Source organism: Pseudomonas sp. C6002, from assembly GCF_013385805.1.
Classification (GTDB): domain Bacteria; phylum Pseudomonadota; class Gammaproteobacteria; order Pseudomonadales; family Pseudomonadaceae; genus Aquipseudomonas.
Map to the genome: position 1 here is coordinate 27,703 of NZ_JACAPH010000036.1, position 15,922 is coordinate 43,624.

At 62.0% G+C, this 15,922-nt stretch carries 15 protein-coding genes and 2 pseudogenes; 7 read left to right on the forward strand and 10 right to left on the reverse strand.

The window, feature by feature from the left end; all coding sequences use genetic code 11:
• Window positions 1-14: 14 nt before the first annotated feature.
• The 6 genes from HX817_RS26695 to HX817_RS26720 form a co-directional block, all read right to left on the reverse strand.
• On the reverse strand, window positions 15-1,232 hold the full coding sequence (locus tag HX817_RS26695) for a PucR family transcriptional regulator ligand-binding domain-containing protein (RefSeq protein WP_177029075.1): 1,218 nt from the start codon (window positions 1,230-1,232) through the stop codon (window positions 15-17).
• Window positions 1,229-2,497: a cytosine permease gene (codB, locus tag HX817_RS26700; RefSeq protein WP_003219542.1), complete on the reverse strand. Its 1,269-nt coding sequence runs from the start codon at window positions 2,495-2,497 to the stop codon at window positions 1,229-1,231. The genes HX817_RS26695 and codB overlap by 4 nt, the downstream gene beginning before the upstream one ends.
• Window positions 2,498-2,698: 201 nt before the next feature.
• Entirely contained in the window at window positions 2,699-3,322 is a 624-nt protein-coding gene (locus HX817_RS26705; RefSeq protein ID WP_008432778.1) for an NUDIX hydrolase, read from the reverse strand.
• Between the two features lie 10 nt (window positions 3,323-3,332).
• The gene (locus HX817_RS26710) at window positions 3,333-3,785 is read right to left on the reverse strand and encodes a GNAT family N-acetyltransferase (protein ID WP_087693060.1); all 453 of its coding nucleotides are present in this window, start codon (window positions 3,783-3,785) and stop codon (window positions 3,333-3,335) included.
• 89 nt (window positions 3,786-3,874) lie between these two features.
• Window positions 3,875-4,231, reverse strand: a complete 357-nt coding sequence (gene queD, locus HX817_RS26715; protein ID WP_003190259.1) for a 6-carboxytetrahydropterin synthase QueD — start codon at window positions 4,229-4,231, stop codon at window positions 3,875-3,877.
• 180 nt (window positions 4,232-4,411) lie between these two features.
• Window positions 4,412-5,491, reverse strand: a complete 1,080-nt coding sequence (locus tag HX817_RS26720) for a patatin-like phospholipase family protein (protein ID WP_177041774.1) — start codon at window positions 5,489-5,491, stop codon at window positions 4,412-4,414.
• A 159-nt stretch (window positions 5,492-5,650) separates the two neighbouring features.
• Here HX817_RS26720 and HX817_RS26725 point away from each other — a divergent pair, with 159 nt between their 5' ends.
• Genes HX817_RS26725 through HX817_RS26740 form a run of 4 tightly spaced genes read left to right on the forward strand, consistent with a single transcriptional unit; the run spans window position 5,651 to window position 8,263 of the window.
• The gene (locus HX817_RS26725) at window positions 5,651-5,959 is read left to right on the forward strand and encodes a PepSY domain-containing protein (protein WP_008432789.1); all 309 of its coding nucleotides are present in this window, start codon (window positions 5,651-5,653) and stop codon (window positions 5,957-5,959) included.
• Window positions 5,959-6,282 (forward strand): PepSY domain-containing protein, encoded by a 324-nt coding sequence (locus HX817_RS26730; protein ID WP_102369441.1) that lies wholly within the window; start codon window positions 5,959-5,961, stop codon window positions 6,280-6,282. Before HX817_RS26725 ends, HX817_RS26730 begins: the two co-directional genes overlap by 1 nt.
• Window positions 6,282-6,950: a response regulator transcription factor gene (locus HX817_RS26735; RefSeq protein ID WP_003219550.1), complete on the forward strand. Its 669-nt coding sequence runs from the start codon at window positions 6,282-6,284 to the stop codon at window positions 6,948-6,950. Before HX817_RS26730 ends, HX817_RS26735 begins: the two co-directional genes overlap by 1 nt.
• Window positions 6,947-8,263 carry a sensor histidine kinase gene (locus HX817_RS26740; protein ID WP_177041776.1) on the forward strand — a complete coding sequence of 439 codons (1,317 nt, stop codon included), beginning with the start codon at window positions 6,947-6,949 and terminating at the stop codon, window positions 8,261-8,263. Before HX817_RS26735 ends, HX817_RS26740 begins: the two co-directional genes overlap by 4 nt.
• A gap of 89 nt (window positions 8,264-8,352) precedes the next feature.
• Here HX817_RS26740 and HX817_RS31665 read toward each other — a convergent pair whose 3' ends face one another.
• A complete protein-coding gene (locus tag HX817_RS31665) occupies window positions 8,353-9,108 on the reverse strand; it encodes a methyl-accepting chemotaxis protein (RefSeq protein WP_371132963.1) in 756 nt (251 codons plus the stop codon).
• 102 nt (window positions 9,109-9,210) lie between these two features.
• Window positions 9,211-10,500 (reverse strand): annotated as a pseudogene (locus HX817_RS31670) (HAMP domain-containing protein); the annotation flags it as partial.
• Between the two features lie 248 nt (window positions 10,501-10,748).
• Between HX817_RS31670 and HX817_RS26750 the strand changes: the two are divergent.
• From HX817_RS26750 to HX817_RS31680, 3 genes and pseudogenes are all read left to right on the forward strand, one after another.
• Window positions 10,749-12,068 (forward strand): Na+/H+ antiporter NhaC family protein, encoded by a 1,320-nt coding sequence (locus HX817_RS26750; protein WP_177041802.1) that lies wholly within the window; start codon window positions 10,749-10,751, stop codon window positions 12,066-12,068.
• Between the two features lie 70 nt (window positions 12,069-12,138).
• Window positions 12,139-12,960, forward strand: a pseudogene (locus tag HX817_RS31675) (cache domain-containing protein); the annotation flags it as partial.
• Window positions 12,961-13,062: 102 nt separating this feature from the next.
• The gene (locus HX817_RS31680) at window positions 13,063-13,818 is read left to right on the forward strand and encodes a methyl-accepting chemotaxis protein (protein ID WP_371317785.1); all 756 of its coding nucleotides are present in this window, start codon (window positions 13,063-13,065) and stop codon (window positions 13,816-13,818) included.
• Between the two features lie 60 nt (window positions 13,819-13,878).
• Here the strand turns inward: HX817_RS31680 and HX817_RS26760 are convergent, their stop codons facing one another.
• Together HX817_RS26760 and nuoN are read right to left on the reverse strand one after the other, a co-directional pair.
• A complete protein-coding gene (locus tag HX817_RS26760; RefSeq protein WP_177041779.1) occupies window positions 13,879-14,193 on the reverse strand; it encodes a DNA-binding transcriptional regulator in 315 nt (104 codons plus the stop codon).
• Window positions 14,194-14,456: 263 nt separating this feature from the next.
• Window positions 14,457-15,920, reverse strand: a complete 1,464-nt coding sequence (nuoN, locus tag HX817_RS26765; RefSeq protein ID WP_003219557.1) for an NADH-quinone oxidoreductase subunit NuoN — start codon at window positions 15,918-15,920, stop codon at window positions 14,457-14,459.
• Window positions 15,921-15,922: the final 2 nt, after the last annotated feature.

Sequence of the window (15,922 nt, forward strand, 5' to 3'; positions counted from 1 at the left end):
TTGGCAAAAAACAGTCAGGCAGACAGCCGCCAGATCATCAGCGCGATGCCGATGTCCAGGCGGTCATAAGCATTGTCCAGCGTCAGCCCGCACAGGGCTTCGATACGCTGGACGCGGTGCGTCAGGGTGTTGCGGTGAACCGCCAGCCGTTGGGCTGCGGCCACAAGGTTACCATTCTCGTGGAACCAGGCCTCCAGGGTCGGCATCAGGCTTGGGCCATGGTGCAGGTCGTGGCGCAGCAGCGGCCCCAGGCGTTCGTTGAGGAACTGATCGAGCAGGGCGCGATCACGTACGCCACTGAGCAGCTTGAGCACGCCCAACTCATCGTAGACACACAGCCCGGCGCGTTCACTGAACCGTCGCGCAGCGGCCAATGCCTGGCGCGCCTCATCCAGGGCCTGGGCCAGGCGCGCGGGTGGGTGCGCGGCAGCACTCAGGCCGATAAACAGTTTCAACGGTGCCAGGCGCAGATTCAGTGCCTTCAACCAACCCGCCAACAACTGACGGTTGGCCAATGCCGCACCCGCGTCTATCGCAGGCAGCAGCAACGTCCATTGTCCGGCACGCCCCAGCACGGGCAGGCGCGAGGGATGCTGCGCAGCAAACTGGCGCAGACGGCGGGTAATCGCATCGTGTTGTCGGGCAAGCTGCGCCTCGACCACTGGCGCCTCACCCTGGGCAAACAGCGCGTCGCTGCCGTCCAGTTGCAACTGGACGAGTTGCCAATGGCCGGCCAGCGGCATGTCCAACTGCGCAGCGCGGTGCAGCAGCAAATCCAGGGATTGATAATCACCGGCCAGCAGGCGCTCCAGCACATCGTGTCGCGAGCGCCCCAACTGCTGCGACTGGATCAACGCCGAACCGATGGCCTGGGTCACCAGTACCATCTTCAACGAGTAAGGCTGTTCGATCAGCGGCATGCCCGCCGCTTGCGCCGCTTCCAGCAAACGCTGGGGAATCGCCTGGATATAGTCCGGCCCCGTGAGGATCACCAGGCCGGCGACCTGGCGCTGACAGGCTTCGTCCAGCAGCACCAACAGATTGGCCTCGTCCCGTGGGTGATTGATACCGGTGACGAACACCAGTTCGCCCCCCAGCACCCATTCGGCAATGCCGCTGTTTTCTGCGACATAGGGCCAGCGCACCGTGTTCTCCAAGCCGGCTTCCCCGGCCCGCAGGCACATCGATTCAAGGCCGGGCAAGGCCAGCACATCGGCGACTGTCAGGCTCATGCCTGGACGTCAGCCAAAGGTGCCCGCACCCGCAATACGCTGGTCAGCACGATGTAGGTCAGGGACGCCGCCACGATCCCCACCAATGGCGCCACCCAGGGTGAATGAAAGGCCAGCACCGTACCCACGGCATAGGCGATCAGCCCTGGCCAGTTGAAGGCCGGCAGGCGTGTATCGGCCAGGCGCGGATAGTGGCCGCGGTAGCGATAGAAGAAATCCGCCATGATCACCCCGCCAATCGGTGGGATCACCGTGCCCAGCAGGATCAGGTAGGGCACCAGCATGTCGTACATGCCCAGCAACGCCAGCAGGGTGCCGATCACCGCACCGGCCAAGGTCACCGTTTTGCGGCGCTTGGTGCGCAGCAGGTTGCAGCCGGCGACGGCGAAGTTGTAGATGGTGTTGTCCTGGGTGCTCCAGATATTCAGCAACAGCATCGCCATGGCCGCCATGGCGAAGCCTTGCAGCAGCAACACTTCGACCACGTCGGGCTGCTGGTAGACGATGGCGCCATAGGCACCGATCAACACCATCAAGCCGTTGCCGATAAAGAAGCCGATCAGGCTGGCCAGCACCGCGACCCTGGCCGAGCGTGAGAACCGCGTCCAGTTGGTAGCCTGGGTCGCGCCGCTGACAAAGGTGCCGAACACCAGCGTGATAGCCGTGGACATGTCCAGCTCACCGGTCGGCACCACCGCCAGCAGTCCATCGAGCCCGCCGACCTTGACGGTGGCGACCCACATCGACAGAAACAACAAAATACCCATGGCCGGCACGGCGATGTAGGACAGAATCTCCAACCCGCGATAGCCCACGTAGGCCGTCGCGCAGAACACCATGCCAAACAGCACCATCAGCCCGAGTACGCTGCCCTGGCTCAACTCGAAATACTTGCCCAGTACTACGGCTGCGGTGGCGGTGCCCCAGGCGTACCAGCCGATCTGGGTAAAACCGAGAATCAAGTCGCTGAGTTTGCTGCCCACTTCACCGAAGCAGAAGCGCCCCATCAATACTGAATTCAAACCGCTCTTGAACGCGATGTAACCCAGGCCTGCGGCGTAGATACCCAACAGCAGGTTACCCAGGGCCACGACGCCGAGCATCTGGGTAAAGCTGAAGGCCACCCCCAGCTTGCCGCCGGCGAACATGGTCGCGGTAAAAAAGGTAAAGCCCAGCAGCACCATGGCGGTGGAGGCCAGGCCTTTGCGGGCATGCATGGGCACCTCGCTGAGAGGGTAGTCATTGCCCGGTTCGTTCTGCGTCATGTGCCGTTCTCCCTGAATGAGTGACGCAGGCCTATTGCACCCGTCGTGCCAAGTGCGAGGCAGTGACGGGCGCACGGTCAGGACTGTGCAGGTTGCACAGTATTTATAGCCAAACAGGGGAAACACGCAGGCGGGATTGGTCTTTCTGCCCACTCAGGCGCGAAAGCGGTGCAGGGTGATACAAATTGGATCACCCGTGATTCAATCGAACAGGGTGTGAGTGGTCTGCCCGCGATGAAAGGCAAAAGCGGCCTCAAGGTCGCTTTCAATGGTGCGGCCACGGGACAGCGGCGGCAGATCGTCCAGGCTGAAGAAGCCAACTTCGGTGGTTTCGAAACCGGCCGCCGGCGCCAGTTGATCAACCCGTTCGCACAGAAAGTAGAGTTTGTAGAAGTCCCGGATATCCGGCCGGTACAAGCCTTTGGCCTTGTGGGTGACGCTGTACAGCGCCTTGGCCGTGACCGTCAGCCCGGCCTCTTCGCGAATTTCCTTGACGATGTTTTCAGCCGCCGACAAACCAATATCCGCATAACCGCCGGGCAATGCCCAGCAGCCATCCGTGAGCTCGCGGACCAACAGGATCCGGTCACCGTCAATCACTGCGCCCCGCACATCAATCATGGGCGTCGAATAACGTTTGGCAAAATCCGGCACCAGCCCGGTGATGCGCTCCAGCGGTACTTCGCCCAATTGCGCCAGCATGCTGTGGGCAATCTGGGCGATTTCCTCAAGGCGCTCGCGCTCGAAGTCATCGGTGCAGAAGTGCAGCCCCGTGGAGGCCAATGCTTGCAGGCGCTTGGCCTGGGCCAGCCAGGTGTTTTCCATGGGAGCTCCTTCAGTGCGAGGCGGTGAGGTCTTTTTGCATGTAGACCCGACGCAGGCCGTTTTCCTCGGCCCGGTGGGTTTCCACATAGCCTTTGCGGGTGTACAGCGCGATGTTTTCGGTCATCGCTTCATTGGTGTAGAGACGGATGGAGCCATGCCTGGCCTGGCCTTCCGCGAAGCCCAGCAACAGGCGCCCGTAACCCAAGCCCTGGGCACCGGGGTCGACGGCCAGGTTATCCAGCAGCAGGTACTCATCGTGATGAATCAGTACGACAAAGCCGTGGACCTGGCCCGCACTCTCCAGCACATGCACCCGTTCGGCAGCGACCTGCTGGCGATAGTCATCCAGCATCGGCCCTGGCTTGCGCCCGATTCGCTGGATGTAAGGGGAGTAGGCGGCGTGGACGATCGCTTCAATTGCGGCGATATCGTCGCCGGTAGCGGGGCGGATATGGGTTGGCATCGCAGCGCTTCCTGTACAAGAGGCCACGACTGTAAGGGAGTCACCGGCATAAAAAAACCACCGCAAGGGTGGTTTTTTACATCGCCGGCTTATTCGCCGCGATAGATGCAGCCGCTGGTGCAGGTCTCATGGATGCGAATCGCGCTGAGTTCCGGCAACAGCGGTTTCAGTTCATTCCAGATCCACTTGGCCAGCACTTCGCTGGTCGGGTTTTCGAGGCCCGGGATGTCGTTGAGGTAGTTGTGGTCGAGGCGTTCGTAGAGCGGCTTGAAAATCGCCTTGATCTCCGAGAAGTCACGGATCCAGCCGGTGTGCGGGTCGAGGTCGCCGCTGAGGTGGATCGCCACCTTGAACGAATGGCCATGCAGGCGCCCGCATTTGTGGCCTTCCGGAACATGGGGCAGGCGGTGGGCGGACTCGAAGGTAAACTCTTTGAAGATTTCCACAGGGTTTTTCAGCTCGGTGAGGTGTCTGGCAGGCGGCGAGTTTAACAGTTTGTCGCGGCCGCGCGCATACCGCGTAGCAGCTGTCGAGCCATGGCGAGGCTGCGTTTGCGATTTGTCTGGCAAACCGAGGTGCTGCCGACGCAGCCTCGCTTGGGCTCGACAGCTGCTACGGAGAGGGCGCTAGAGAGCCAGCAGGCGTTCGCCCAATTGGCCATTGTCGGCCAGTTGCAGAAACTCATCCCCCAGCCGCTGGCTTTCGCTCATTGCGGTTTGCCAGTACTTGTTGCGGCCCGGGTCATCCCCCATGAAGCGCTTGAAGTCACTGCGGTCCGGCAGTTTGCCGTGGGGCAGTCGCGCCAGGTATTCCTTCGACGGCGCCAGCAGCAGGACATCCTGCAAACCCTGTTGATTGGCGCGGCGCCACGGCAAGCCTTTGTCGAACCAGCCGGGAATGACCCGGTCGGTGAAGTGCGGGTACAGCACGATGTCATCGCCGTGGTAGGGCAGGTCGAGGTGATAGTCCAGCAGGCCGCCATCGCGGTAAGTGCCTTGGCCTGCACCCGGCAGGTCGCGTACGCCTTGCATCACCATGGGGATCGAGCCCGACGCCAGCAAGGCCTGGCGCAGGTTGCCCAGTTCCAGATCAAGGAAGCGCGACGGGAAATCCTTGAGCGCATGCAGCGGTGGCGGCTGGCGTGGGTCGTGGACGATCAGCCGTTCGAAGTGCCGGGACAACCGCGCGCGGCCCCTCAGGTTGTCGGCGATCACCGAGGACAACCCCAAACCAAGCCGACCGCGATGATCGTCGGCGAGCAGGCCATGGCTTTTGACCACCATGATGTTCAGCCGGTAGTGCGGGTTGTCGAGCACGCGGGCATCGCGGCCGGCCAGCAAGTCATCGAGCATGCGCACGCAGCTCTGGCTGACTTCGGCCATGGTCACGCCTTTGGCAAAGCTTTGTTCGTTGTACAGCCGGCCCAGGTCGAGCAGGCCTTGCATCGGGTCGGGCAGGCACGCACTGGCAAACCGCCAGGAGCCTATCGAGGCGCCGATCAGCGCACGCTCGCGGGGCGCCCGGGGCAGCCAGTCACCAAACAGCGCCAGGTCCAGACCCTGGATGCCCAGCGCCTTGGGCCCGCCGGCAGCGCCGGGAAGGATGCCGACGTCCGCAGGCGCAAGCCCCTGCTCACGAATGCGTGCAAAAGCGCGTTTACCGGCCTTGAGGGTCAAGGCGGGGAACTTCATATGGATAGCAGTCATACCGGTCTCATTTACCGCGAGCAGGGCAGTATAGAAAATCTTGCCCGGTTGCAGGCAAAGGTCTCGCAGAGAATTGCCATGGTGGCAATTCAGTTTCAGTTAAGTTGGATCCAGTACCGTGAGCCCCGTAGGCAAAATATCCCGAAACGGAGACTCACCATGAAAACCCTCACAGCCTTGATCGCCAGCAGTATCATCGCCCTCACCGCAGGCGTCGCCCAGGCTCGCGACCTGGGGCCGGACGAAGCACTGAAGTTGCGCGACGCTGGTACCATTGTGTCTTTCGAGAAGCTCAATGCTATCGCACTGGCCAAACATCCCGGCGCCACCGTGCATGAAACCGAGCTTGAAGAGGAATACGGCAAGTACCTTTATCAGGTTGAACTGCGCGACGCCCAGGGCGTCGAGTGGGACCTGGAATTGGATGCCGTCACCGGCGCCGTCCTCAAGGATCATCAGGATACGTAATGAAGGTAAATCTACGCACCAGCGTTCAAGTGGCGCTGGTGCTCCTGGCATTTTGCTCAGGCCTGGCCGCTCGGGACCTGGGCCAGGATGAAGCGCTGCGCCTGCGCCAGAAGGGCGTGATCGCGCCGCTTGAGCATCTGCTGGGCCCGGCTTTCGAGCGCTACCCGGGCGCCAAGCTGCTGGACGCCGAGCTTGAAGAGCACAAGGATCGCCCTGTGCGCTATATCTATGAAATCGAACTATTGACGGTGGAAGGCGTGGTGCGCGAGATCGAACTCGATGCCAACACCGGTCAACTGCTCAAAGACAAGGAAGACGACTGATGCGCCTGCTGCTGGTGGAAGACCACGTACCCCTGGCCGATGAGCTGATGGCCGGACTCAATCGCCAGGGCTATGCCGTCGACTGGCTGGCGGACGGGCGCGATGCGGTGTACCAGGGGCGCAGCGAACCCTACGACCTGATCATCCTTGACCTCGGCCTGCCGGGTTTGCCCGGGCTTGAGGTGTTGACGCAATGGCGTGCCGCCGGCCTGGCCACGCCGGTGCTGATCCTCACTGCCCGCGACTCCTGGGCCGAGCGCATCGAAGGGCTCAAGGCCGGGGCCGACGACTACCTCAGCAAACCGTTCCATCCCGAAGAGCTGCACCTGCGTATCCAGGCCTTGCTGCGTCGTTCCCATGGCCACGCCAATCAGCCCACCTTGCAGGCTGCCGGCTTGCACCTGGATGAGGGTCGCCAGTGTGTGATGCGTGATGGCGAGGAGATCCAGCTGACCGCCGCCGAGTTTCGGCTGCTGCGTTACTTCATGCTGCACCCCGAGCAAATCCTTTCAAAAAGTCACCTGGCCGAACATTTGTACGATGGCGAGACCGAGCGTGACTCCAATGTGCTGGAGGTCCACGTCAACCACCTGCGCCGCAAGTTGGGCCGCAGCGTGATCGAGACCCGGCGCGGCCAGGGTTATCGGTTTGGCGCCAGCCCGGCATGAAGTCGATCCAGCGGCGCCTGAGCCTGGGGCTGATCAGTGTGATGGTGATCGTCGGCCTGGTGCTGGCGCAGACCAGCCTGTGGCTGTTCGAAATGGGCCTGCAACGTTACCTGGAGTCCGGCTTGCGCAACGACAGCGAGAACCTGCTGGTGGCGCTGGTGCGCGGGCCGGCGGGGGTGCAACTGGATGAGCAGCGGTTGTCTCCTGCGTACCAGCGTCCGTTTTCCGGGCACTATTTCCGTATCGATTTTGCCGACACCCATTGGCGTTCCCGCTCGCTGTGGGACCAGGAACTGCCGCAGTTGCGCCACGCCGGGCTCAAGGGCAACCTGCAGTTGGGGCCGGAAGGCCAGCAGTTGCTGGTACTGCGTTCGGACTACAAACGGTTTGGCCAGTCGATTTCCATCAGCGTGGCCCAGGACTACACACCCGTCAGAGAAAGCTTTCGGCTGATGCGCCAGATCGGCCTGGTGCTGGGGCTGGCGGCGCTGTTGCTGATCCTGATTCTGCAACGGGTCACCGTGCGCCGCGCCTTGCGCCCGCTGGAGACCGCGCGCAACCAGATCGCCCAACTGCAGCAGGGCCAGCGCTCGCAACTGGATACCCAGGTGCCGGTGGAGCTGGAGCCGCTGGTGGCGCAGATCAACCATCTGCTGGCCCACACCGAAGACAGCCTCAAGCGCTCGCGCAATGCCCTGGGCAATCTCGGCCATGCCTTGAAAACCCCGTTGGCGGTGTTGCTGAGCGTGGCATCCAGCGAACAGCTCAAGGACCATCCGCAACTGAGCAAGCTGCTGCGGGAACAGTTGGAGCAGGTGCAGCAACGGCTTAATCGTGAACTCAATCGTGCCCGCCTGGCCGGAGAGACACTGCCGGGTGCCTTGTTCGATTGCGACGGCGAATTACCGGGGTTGCTCGCGACCCTGAACATGATCCACGGCGAACACCTGGATTTGAGTTACCGCGTGCCGCCCGGTTTGCAATTGCCGTGGGACCGCGAAGACCTGCTGGAACTGTTGGGCAACCTGCTGGACAACGCGTGCAAATGGGCGGACGCGGAGATTGTGTTGAGCATCGGCGAAACCCCGGAAGGCTTTCGGTTGGCTGTCGAAGATGACGGGCCGGGGATTCCCGAGAGCCAGCGTGATCAGGTGTTCAGCCGAGGCACGCGGTTGGATGAGCAGACTGACGGGCATGGTCTGGGGCTGGGGATCGTGCGGGATATTGTCGAGGTGTGGGGTGGGGTGCTTCTGTTGCAGGAGAGCGAGCTGGGCGGATTAAAGGTCATCATCGACCTGCCACGCCGCCATTGAAAACAAACCGTAGCAGCTGTCGAGCCTCGCCAAGGCTCGACAGCTGCTACGGGATGCTCGGGCTGATTGCCGGAGTATCCCGCAACTCATCAAACCCTGAACTGATCCATCAGGCCCTGCTGCTGATTCGCCAGGCTGTTCAACGCCTGGCTGACCCGCGCCGATTCATTCGCCTGTTCGGACAACGACTCCGTCACATCCCGAATCGTCGCCACGTTGTTGTTGATCTCCTCGGCCACCGCACTTTGCTCTTCGGCGGCGCTGGCGATCTGCAGGTTCATGTCGCTGATTACCGTTACCGCATCGCCGATCTGGCGCAAGGCGGTCACGGCCTGGCCCACTTGTTCGACGCTGCCCTGGGCCTGGCGATGGCTGTTGCTCATGGAACCGACCACTTCCTGGGTACCGCTTTGCAGTTGCTCGATCACCAGGCGGGTTTCTTCCACCGACTCCTGGGTACGTCGCGCCAGGTTGCGCACTTCATCGGCGACCACCGCAAAACCACGACCGGCTTCACCCGCACGGGCGGCCTCGATAGCGGCGTTCAGTGCCAGCAGATTGGTCTGCTCGGCGATTGCACGAATCACTTCCAGTACCGAGCCGATCTTCTCGCTGTTGGCCGCCAGTCCTTCAACCTGGGTCATCGCGGTGCTCATATCCGCCGCCAGGTGGCCGATGCTGGTGGTGGTGCGGTCGATCACGGTCAAACCTTCACGCGTCGCCTGATCGGCATCGCGGGCCGCCTGGGCGGCTTGCGCTGCACTGCGGGCGACGTCCTGGGCGGTGGCGCTCATCTCGTGGGAGGCGGTGGCCACCTGGTCGACCTGACGGTATTGCTGCTCCATGCCGGCACTGGTTTCAGTGGCGATGGCGGCCGACTGGTCGGCGGTGCCACGGGCGTCCTGCACTGAGCGTTTGACCTGGGCAATGATCGGCTGCAGCTTGTCGAGGAAGCGGTTGAACCAGCCGGCCAATTCGCCGAGTTCGTCGTGTTTGTCGTAGGCCAGGCGGCGGGTCAGGTCACCTTCGCCACTGGCAATGTCTTCCAGCATGCGCGCCACACCGAGGATCGGCCGGGTCACGCTGCGGGCCATCAGCCACACCAGCAACAGGCCGACGATTGCTGCCAGCAGGCCCAGGCTCAGTTCCAGCAGGGTGCCCTTGGCGTTATCGGCGTCCAGTTTGGACTTCAGGGCCTCAGCCGGAGCCACCAGGACTTTTTCTGGAACATCCAGCAACACGCCCCACGGCTTGCCATCGGGGATCGGCTGGAACGGCGCGAGCACCTTGAGTTGGTGGTCGGTGCGCACGCTGCGGGTCTGGGTGCTGGTGGAAAGCGAACTGATCAATTGCGCGCCGTTGGCGGTGTCGACGGCATCCAGGCGCTGGCTGAGTTTGCCGGCGTCCGGACTGTAGCCGGCCAGCAGGCCCACCGGGCTGATGATGCTGACGCTGGTCTGGCCGTCGTAGAGTTTCTGGCTGGCGCCCTGGCTGACGGCTTGCAGGCTGTTGAGGTTGATGTCCACCGACAGCGAGGCGATGACTTTGCCGTTGACCATCAGCGGGAAGACGATGCTGGTCATCAGCACCTTTTGCCCATCGATCACATAGAAGTACGGCTCGATCACGCAGGGCTTGAGTGTGGTGCGCGGGCAGGTGAACCAGGCGTTGGCTTTTTCGCCGCTGGGTCCGACGCTGGTGTCGGACATGTCGCTTTCGGGCAGCGACATTGAAGTCAGCTTGCCCGCAGTCGGCTGGGACCAGTACAGCGCAAAGCGGCCCTTGTCGTTGCTGCCCAGCTCTTGCTGGTTGGCGAACAGTTCGTCCTTGCCATCCAGTGCGTTGGCCTCGAATACCAGGGACAGGCCCAGCAGTTCCGGATTGGCCTGCAGCGCGGCCTTGACCTGGCGGGTCAGGTCTTCGCGCAGGTCGAAGGCATCCAGGAAGCGTTTCTCGGCCTGTTCGCGCAGGAACAACACCTGCCGGGAAAAACCGTGGCCGTATTGATAGGCGTCCATGAACTGCTGGCGAATGCCCAAGGCCTGGACCTCACCCTGGGCTTCGATGCGCGCCTGGGCGGCTTCGTCGAGCATTTCCATACTGGAAGCCTTGACCAGGTCGGAGCTTTGCGCCATGCGGTACAGCGAGAGACCTACCAGCAAGGTCACGATGCCCAGCAGGCAAAGACCGGCCAGCAGGGTAATTTTCCATTGAATGGACAGCTGTCTGAGCGACATGGAGCCTTCCTTAACCTTTCGATACGACAGAGACGATCTGCCTGTATCGGCCGCTCGGAAATTTTCTTTATTCAAACGATCAATTTAAAGCTGTTTGCGACGTCGTGCTTTGACATGCCCGCCCACCTGCTGCAAAGTGCGCGCCCTCTAATAAAACTCCCTTAAAACCTGGTTTGCGGCAGCCGTTCCCGACAGCAGCCCGGGCAGGTGCGTGCTGTTTTCATGTTTTCTGTCTTGAGGTAACGATGATTAATGCAGTAATCGCCGCGGTCGGCACCATGCTGGTGCTCAGCTTGTCCCGCGTGCATGTGGTGATCGCGATCATTGTCGGCGCCCTGGTGGGTGGCCTGACCGGCGGCCTGGGTATCGACGCGACGCTCAAGGCGTTCAACAGCGGCCTGGGTGGCGGTGCGACGGTGGCGTTGTCCTACGCGCTGCTCGGCGCGTTCGCCGTGGCGATTGCCAAATCCGGCCTGGCCCATGCGCTGGCCGATAAAGCCCTGCTGCTGGTGGATCGCCAGGAAGCCACGGGCGGCAGTCACGTCAAATGGCTGCTGATCGGTCTGCTCTGGGTGGTGGCCATCGCCTCGCAGAACATCCTGCCGATCCACATCGCGTTTATCCCGCTGCTGGTACCGCCGCTTTTATATGTGCTGACCAAACTGCAGCTGGACCGCCGTCTCATCGCCTGCGTCATGACCTTCGGCCTGATCACGCCCTACATGTTTCTGCCGGTGGGCTTCGGCAACATCTTCCTGAATCAGATCCTGCTGGCCAACGTGGCCAAGAGCGGTGTCGACATCAGCCAGGTCAATGTCACCCATGCCATGGGCCTACCGGCCCTGGGCATGGTGGTAGGTTTGCTGGTGGCGGTGTTTGTCAGCTACCGCAAGAAGCGTGTGTACGACCTGGAGAAGATCGAGCGAGTCGAGCAGGTGGCGGTGCACTACAACCCGCTGACCCTGCTGGTGGCCGGCCTGGCGATTGCGGCAGCGTTCATTATCCAGCTGTGGCTGGACTCGATGATCATTGGCGCCCTGGCCGGGTTCCTGATCTTTTCGGTGTCGGGCATCGTGCGCTGGCGCGACACCGATGACCTGTTCACCGAAGGCATGAAGATGATGGCGATGATCGGCTTCATCATGATCGCCTCGTCAGGCTTTGCCGAAGTGCTCAAGGTCACCGGTGAAGTGCAGACACTCGTGCAAGCCTCCGCGGCGTTTATCGGCCATAGCCGCGGTGTGGGCGCGCTGCTGATGCTGCTGGTGGGCTTGCTGGTGACCATGGGCATCGGCTCGTCGTTTTCCACGGTGCCGATCCTGGCGGCGATCTTTGTGCCGCTGTGCGTGCAGCTGGGCTTCAGCCCGCTGGCGATCGTGTGCATCGTCGGCACGGCCGGGGCATTGGGTGATGCCGGCTCGCCTGCGTCGGACTCCACCCTGGGCCCGACTTCCGGTTTGAACATCGATGGCCAGCACCACCATATCTGGGACACCGTGGTGCCGACCTTCCTGCACTACAACATTCCGCTGCTGGCGTTTGGCTGGTTTGCCGCGATGACGCTCTGACGGGATTGTCCTACAGATTTATTGTAACTAGCCGTTAACCTCTTGAGTTGTCCCTCAAGAGAGAAGAGCCATGCGTCTGAGTCTAAAGGCCAAAGTACTGTCCCTTGCTGTCCTGCCCGTGTTGTTGTTTGCCGTGATCATCAGCCTGACCACGGTGTGGATCCTTCGGGAGCAGGCCCGCAACGAGGTCGAAGAAACCCGTCAGAACCTGCTCAACGACGCCAAGACCACCTTGCGCGGCTACGTCGAGGTGGCGATGACCACCATCAAGCCGCTGTACGACGCTGCCGCCCAAGGCGATACGGCCGCACGGACGCAAGTGGTCAAGCTGCTGTCCAACACCAGCTATGGCAAGGACGGTTATTTCTTCGGCTACGACTCTGAGACCATTCGCCTGTTCAAGGGCAACAGCCCGGACGGCGTCGGCAAAAGCTTCAAGGACAACCGCGACCCGAACGGCGTCTACGTCAACCGCGACCTGGTGAAAGTCGGCAAGGACGGCACCCACTACCTGCAATACAGCTCGACGCAGCCCGGCCAGACCGAGCTGGTGCCCAAGCTTGGCTACACCGAATACTTGCCCAAGTGGGACATGGTGATCGGTACCTCGGTGAACCTGGACGGCATCGACGCCCAGGTTGCCGAGGTTCAGGCCAAGGTGGAGAAACGCATGGAAGGCGTGGTGCTGAGCATCATCGGCATTGCCGTGGTGGTGCTGTTGGTGATTGCCGCCGTGGGCATGCTGGTGGCCAATACCATCCTGCGGCCGTTGCACCTGATGAAGATCAACCTCGACGACATTGCCGCCGGTGAGGGTGACCTGACCCGCCGCCTGGCCATCACCAGCCAGGACGAGCTTGGCGAACTGGCAGGCTCTTTCAACCGCTTTGTCGACAAGATCCACAGCCTGGTACGCCAGATCACCGAGATGACCTCCCAGCTTACCGGCCTGGTGAGCCAGGTCGCCGAGCAAGCCAACCGCTCGGAAAAGGCCATGGAGCGCCAGCGACACGAGACCGACCAGGTGGCTACCGCCATCAACGAAATGTCCTCCGCGGCCCATGAAGTGGCGCGCAGTGCCCAAGGCGCAGCCGTCGCTGCGCAGCAAACCGACGCCGAAGGCCAGGCCGCGAAAAAAGTCGTGGATGGCAGCATCGCGCAGATTCACGCGCTGGTGAACGACATCCGCAGCAGCGGCGTGTCCCTGGACAGCTTGCAGCAGGATGTGTCGTCGATTGTCAGCGTGCTTGGCGTGATCCGCTCGATTGCCGAGCAGACCAACTTGCTCGCCCTCAACGCCGCCATTGAAGCCGCGCGGGCAGGGGAGGCAGGCCGTGGGTTTGCCGTGGTCGCCGACGAAGTACGGGCGCTGGCCAGCCGCACCCAGCAAAGCACCCAGGAAATCCAGGGCATGATCGACCGCCTGCAAAAAGGCACCGAGGCCGCCGTGGAATCCATGCGCCGCTCCAGCGATGCCGGCGACGGCACGTCCGCCCAGGCCAACGAAGCCGGAGCGTCCCTGGACACCATGGCGCAACTGATCGGCACCATCAACTCGATGAACGCGCAGATCGCCAGCGCGGCGGAAGAACAAACCGCCGTGGCCGAAGAGATCAACCGCAGCGTGCATCAGATCGCGGTGGCGGTGGACAGCGTGGCCGATGAAACCCAACAGGGGGCCCAGACCTCCCGCAGCCTGGCGGACCTGGGGCAGCCGTTGGGTCAGTTGGTGGGGCAGTTCAGGATTTGATTGCAGGCTTTCGCCCATCGGCAACGTCCTGTTGCCGATGGGGTTGGCTGGATTGATCGATCAGGTCAACAGCGCCAACCGCTCCACCGTCTCCGGAAACCTCGCCACCAGCCGAATCAACGTTGCCGCCTGAGCATTGGGTTTTGCTCGGCCTTGCTCCCAGTTTTCCAGGGTCCGGGTATTGGTGCGCAGGTACATCGCAAATACCGAGCGCGACAGATTGAGTTGTTGGCGCACAGCAATCACTTCGTCGGCAGTGAGAGGTGCCAGTTTGTTCAACTGCACTTTGTGGCTACGCAACGTTACCTTGCCTTGTCGTTCATCTGCCAGCGCGTCGAAGCCTTCGACCCGTTCGGAAAAGATGTCACGTTTCACGAGTGTACCTACGTAGATTGCGTATAGGTCGACAACTCTACGGTGGCGCTTGGGAGGGGGATATCAGGAGAGATTGTGTGTCGAGTCAGATAACTCCGCCGTTTCTGTAGGAGCGAGCTTGCTCGCGAAAAACTGAAAAGCGCCGCGTTGTTTCAGATACACCGCGTCATCGTTAACGACCATCCCGAGCAAGCTTGCTCCTACAGCGGAAAGCAAAACGGCGCCCGAAGGCGCCGTTTTGCTTGCTGCGTTTAACTAAGCGATCAACCCGCCATCACCGCATGCTGCACCAGGGTGAGCAACGGTTGTGGGTACACACCCAGGAAGAACGCCAGCAGGGCGATTGCCAGCAGCATCACGCCGCCTGCTTTCTGTTCCCAGTGCAACTCGGCGTCCACACGGCGCAGGTTTGGCTCGATCAGGTACAAGGTCACCATCACGCGCAGGTAGTAGAAAACGCCGATGGCGCTGCCCAGTACCAGGGAAGCAACCAACCACCATTCGTGCGCTTCAACACCGGTGGCCACGATGTAGAACTTGCCGATGAAGCCCGCAGTCAGCGGGATACCCGCCAGGGACAGCATCATCACGGTCAGTACGGCGGTCAGGTACGGACGGCGCCAGAACAGGCCGCGGTATTCGTACAGGGCGTCGGCGTCGCGGCCTTTGTAAGGCGAGGACATCAGCGTGATCACACCGAATGCACCCAGGCTTGTGATCACGTAGGTGACCAGGTACACGCCGATGGCTTCCATCGCCAGGCCCTTGCTCGCCACCAGGGCGATCAGCAGGTAACCGAAGTGCGCGATGGACGAATAACCCAGCAGACGCTTGAGGTTGTTCTGGGTCAGCGCCAGCAGGTTACCGAACAGGATCGAGGCGATGGCGATGATGGTCAGCACGTTGCTGAGTACACCGGTGTTGGCCGCAGGGGAGATCTGGAACAGACGCACCATCACGGCAAACACGGCGACTTTCGACGCGGTAGCCAGGAAAGCAGCCACCGGCGCCGGGGCGCCTTCGTACACGTCCGGGGTCCACAGGTGGAACGGCACCAGCGACAGCTTGAACGCCAGGCCGATCAGCATCATGGCCAGGCCCAGTTGGGCGATTGGCGCAGGGCTGCCGGAGGCTGCCAGGGCGTGACCGATACCGCTGAAGCTCAGGCTGCCGGCTTCTGCGTAGAGCAGGGCCATACCGAACAACAGGAATGCCGAACCGGCAGCCGACAGCACCATGTACTTGATGCCGGCTTCCAGGGAGCGCTTGTTGAAGAAGGCATACGCTACCAGGCCGTAGACCGGGATCGACAGCAGTTCCAGGCCGATGAACAAGCCGGCCAGGTGCTGCGCGCTGACCAGCACGATACCACCGGCCGCAGCCAGCAGGATCAGCAGGTACAGCTCTTCGCGGTTGCCCGGGTAGCCGGTGCCGCCTTCGCCGAGGTAGGCGTGGGCAAGCGTGACGCAGGCCAGGGTGGCAACCAGGATCAGCGCGATATACAGCAGCGCGAAGTCATCGACCATCATCAGCGGGGTCACGGCCAGTGGCGCGACCTTGAGTGCCGGGATAATCGACAGCAGGGCCAGGTTCAAGCCCGCACAGGACAGCAGGAACGTTTGCGAGTGATTGCGGCGCCAGGCGATCGCCAGCATCACCACCACGATGGTGAGGCTGGTGATCAGCAGCGGCGCAAGCGCGATAAAGTGTTGGATCGTGAATTCCATAG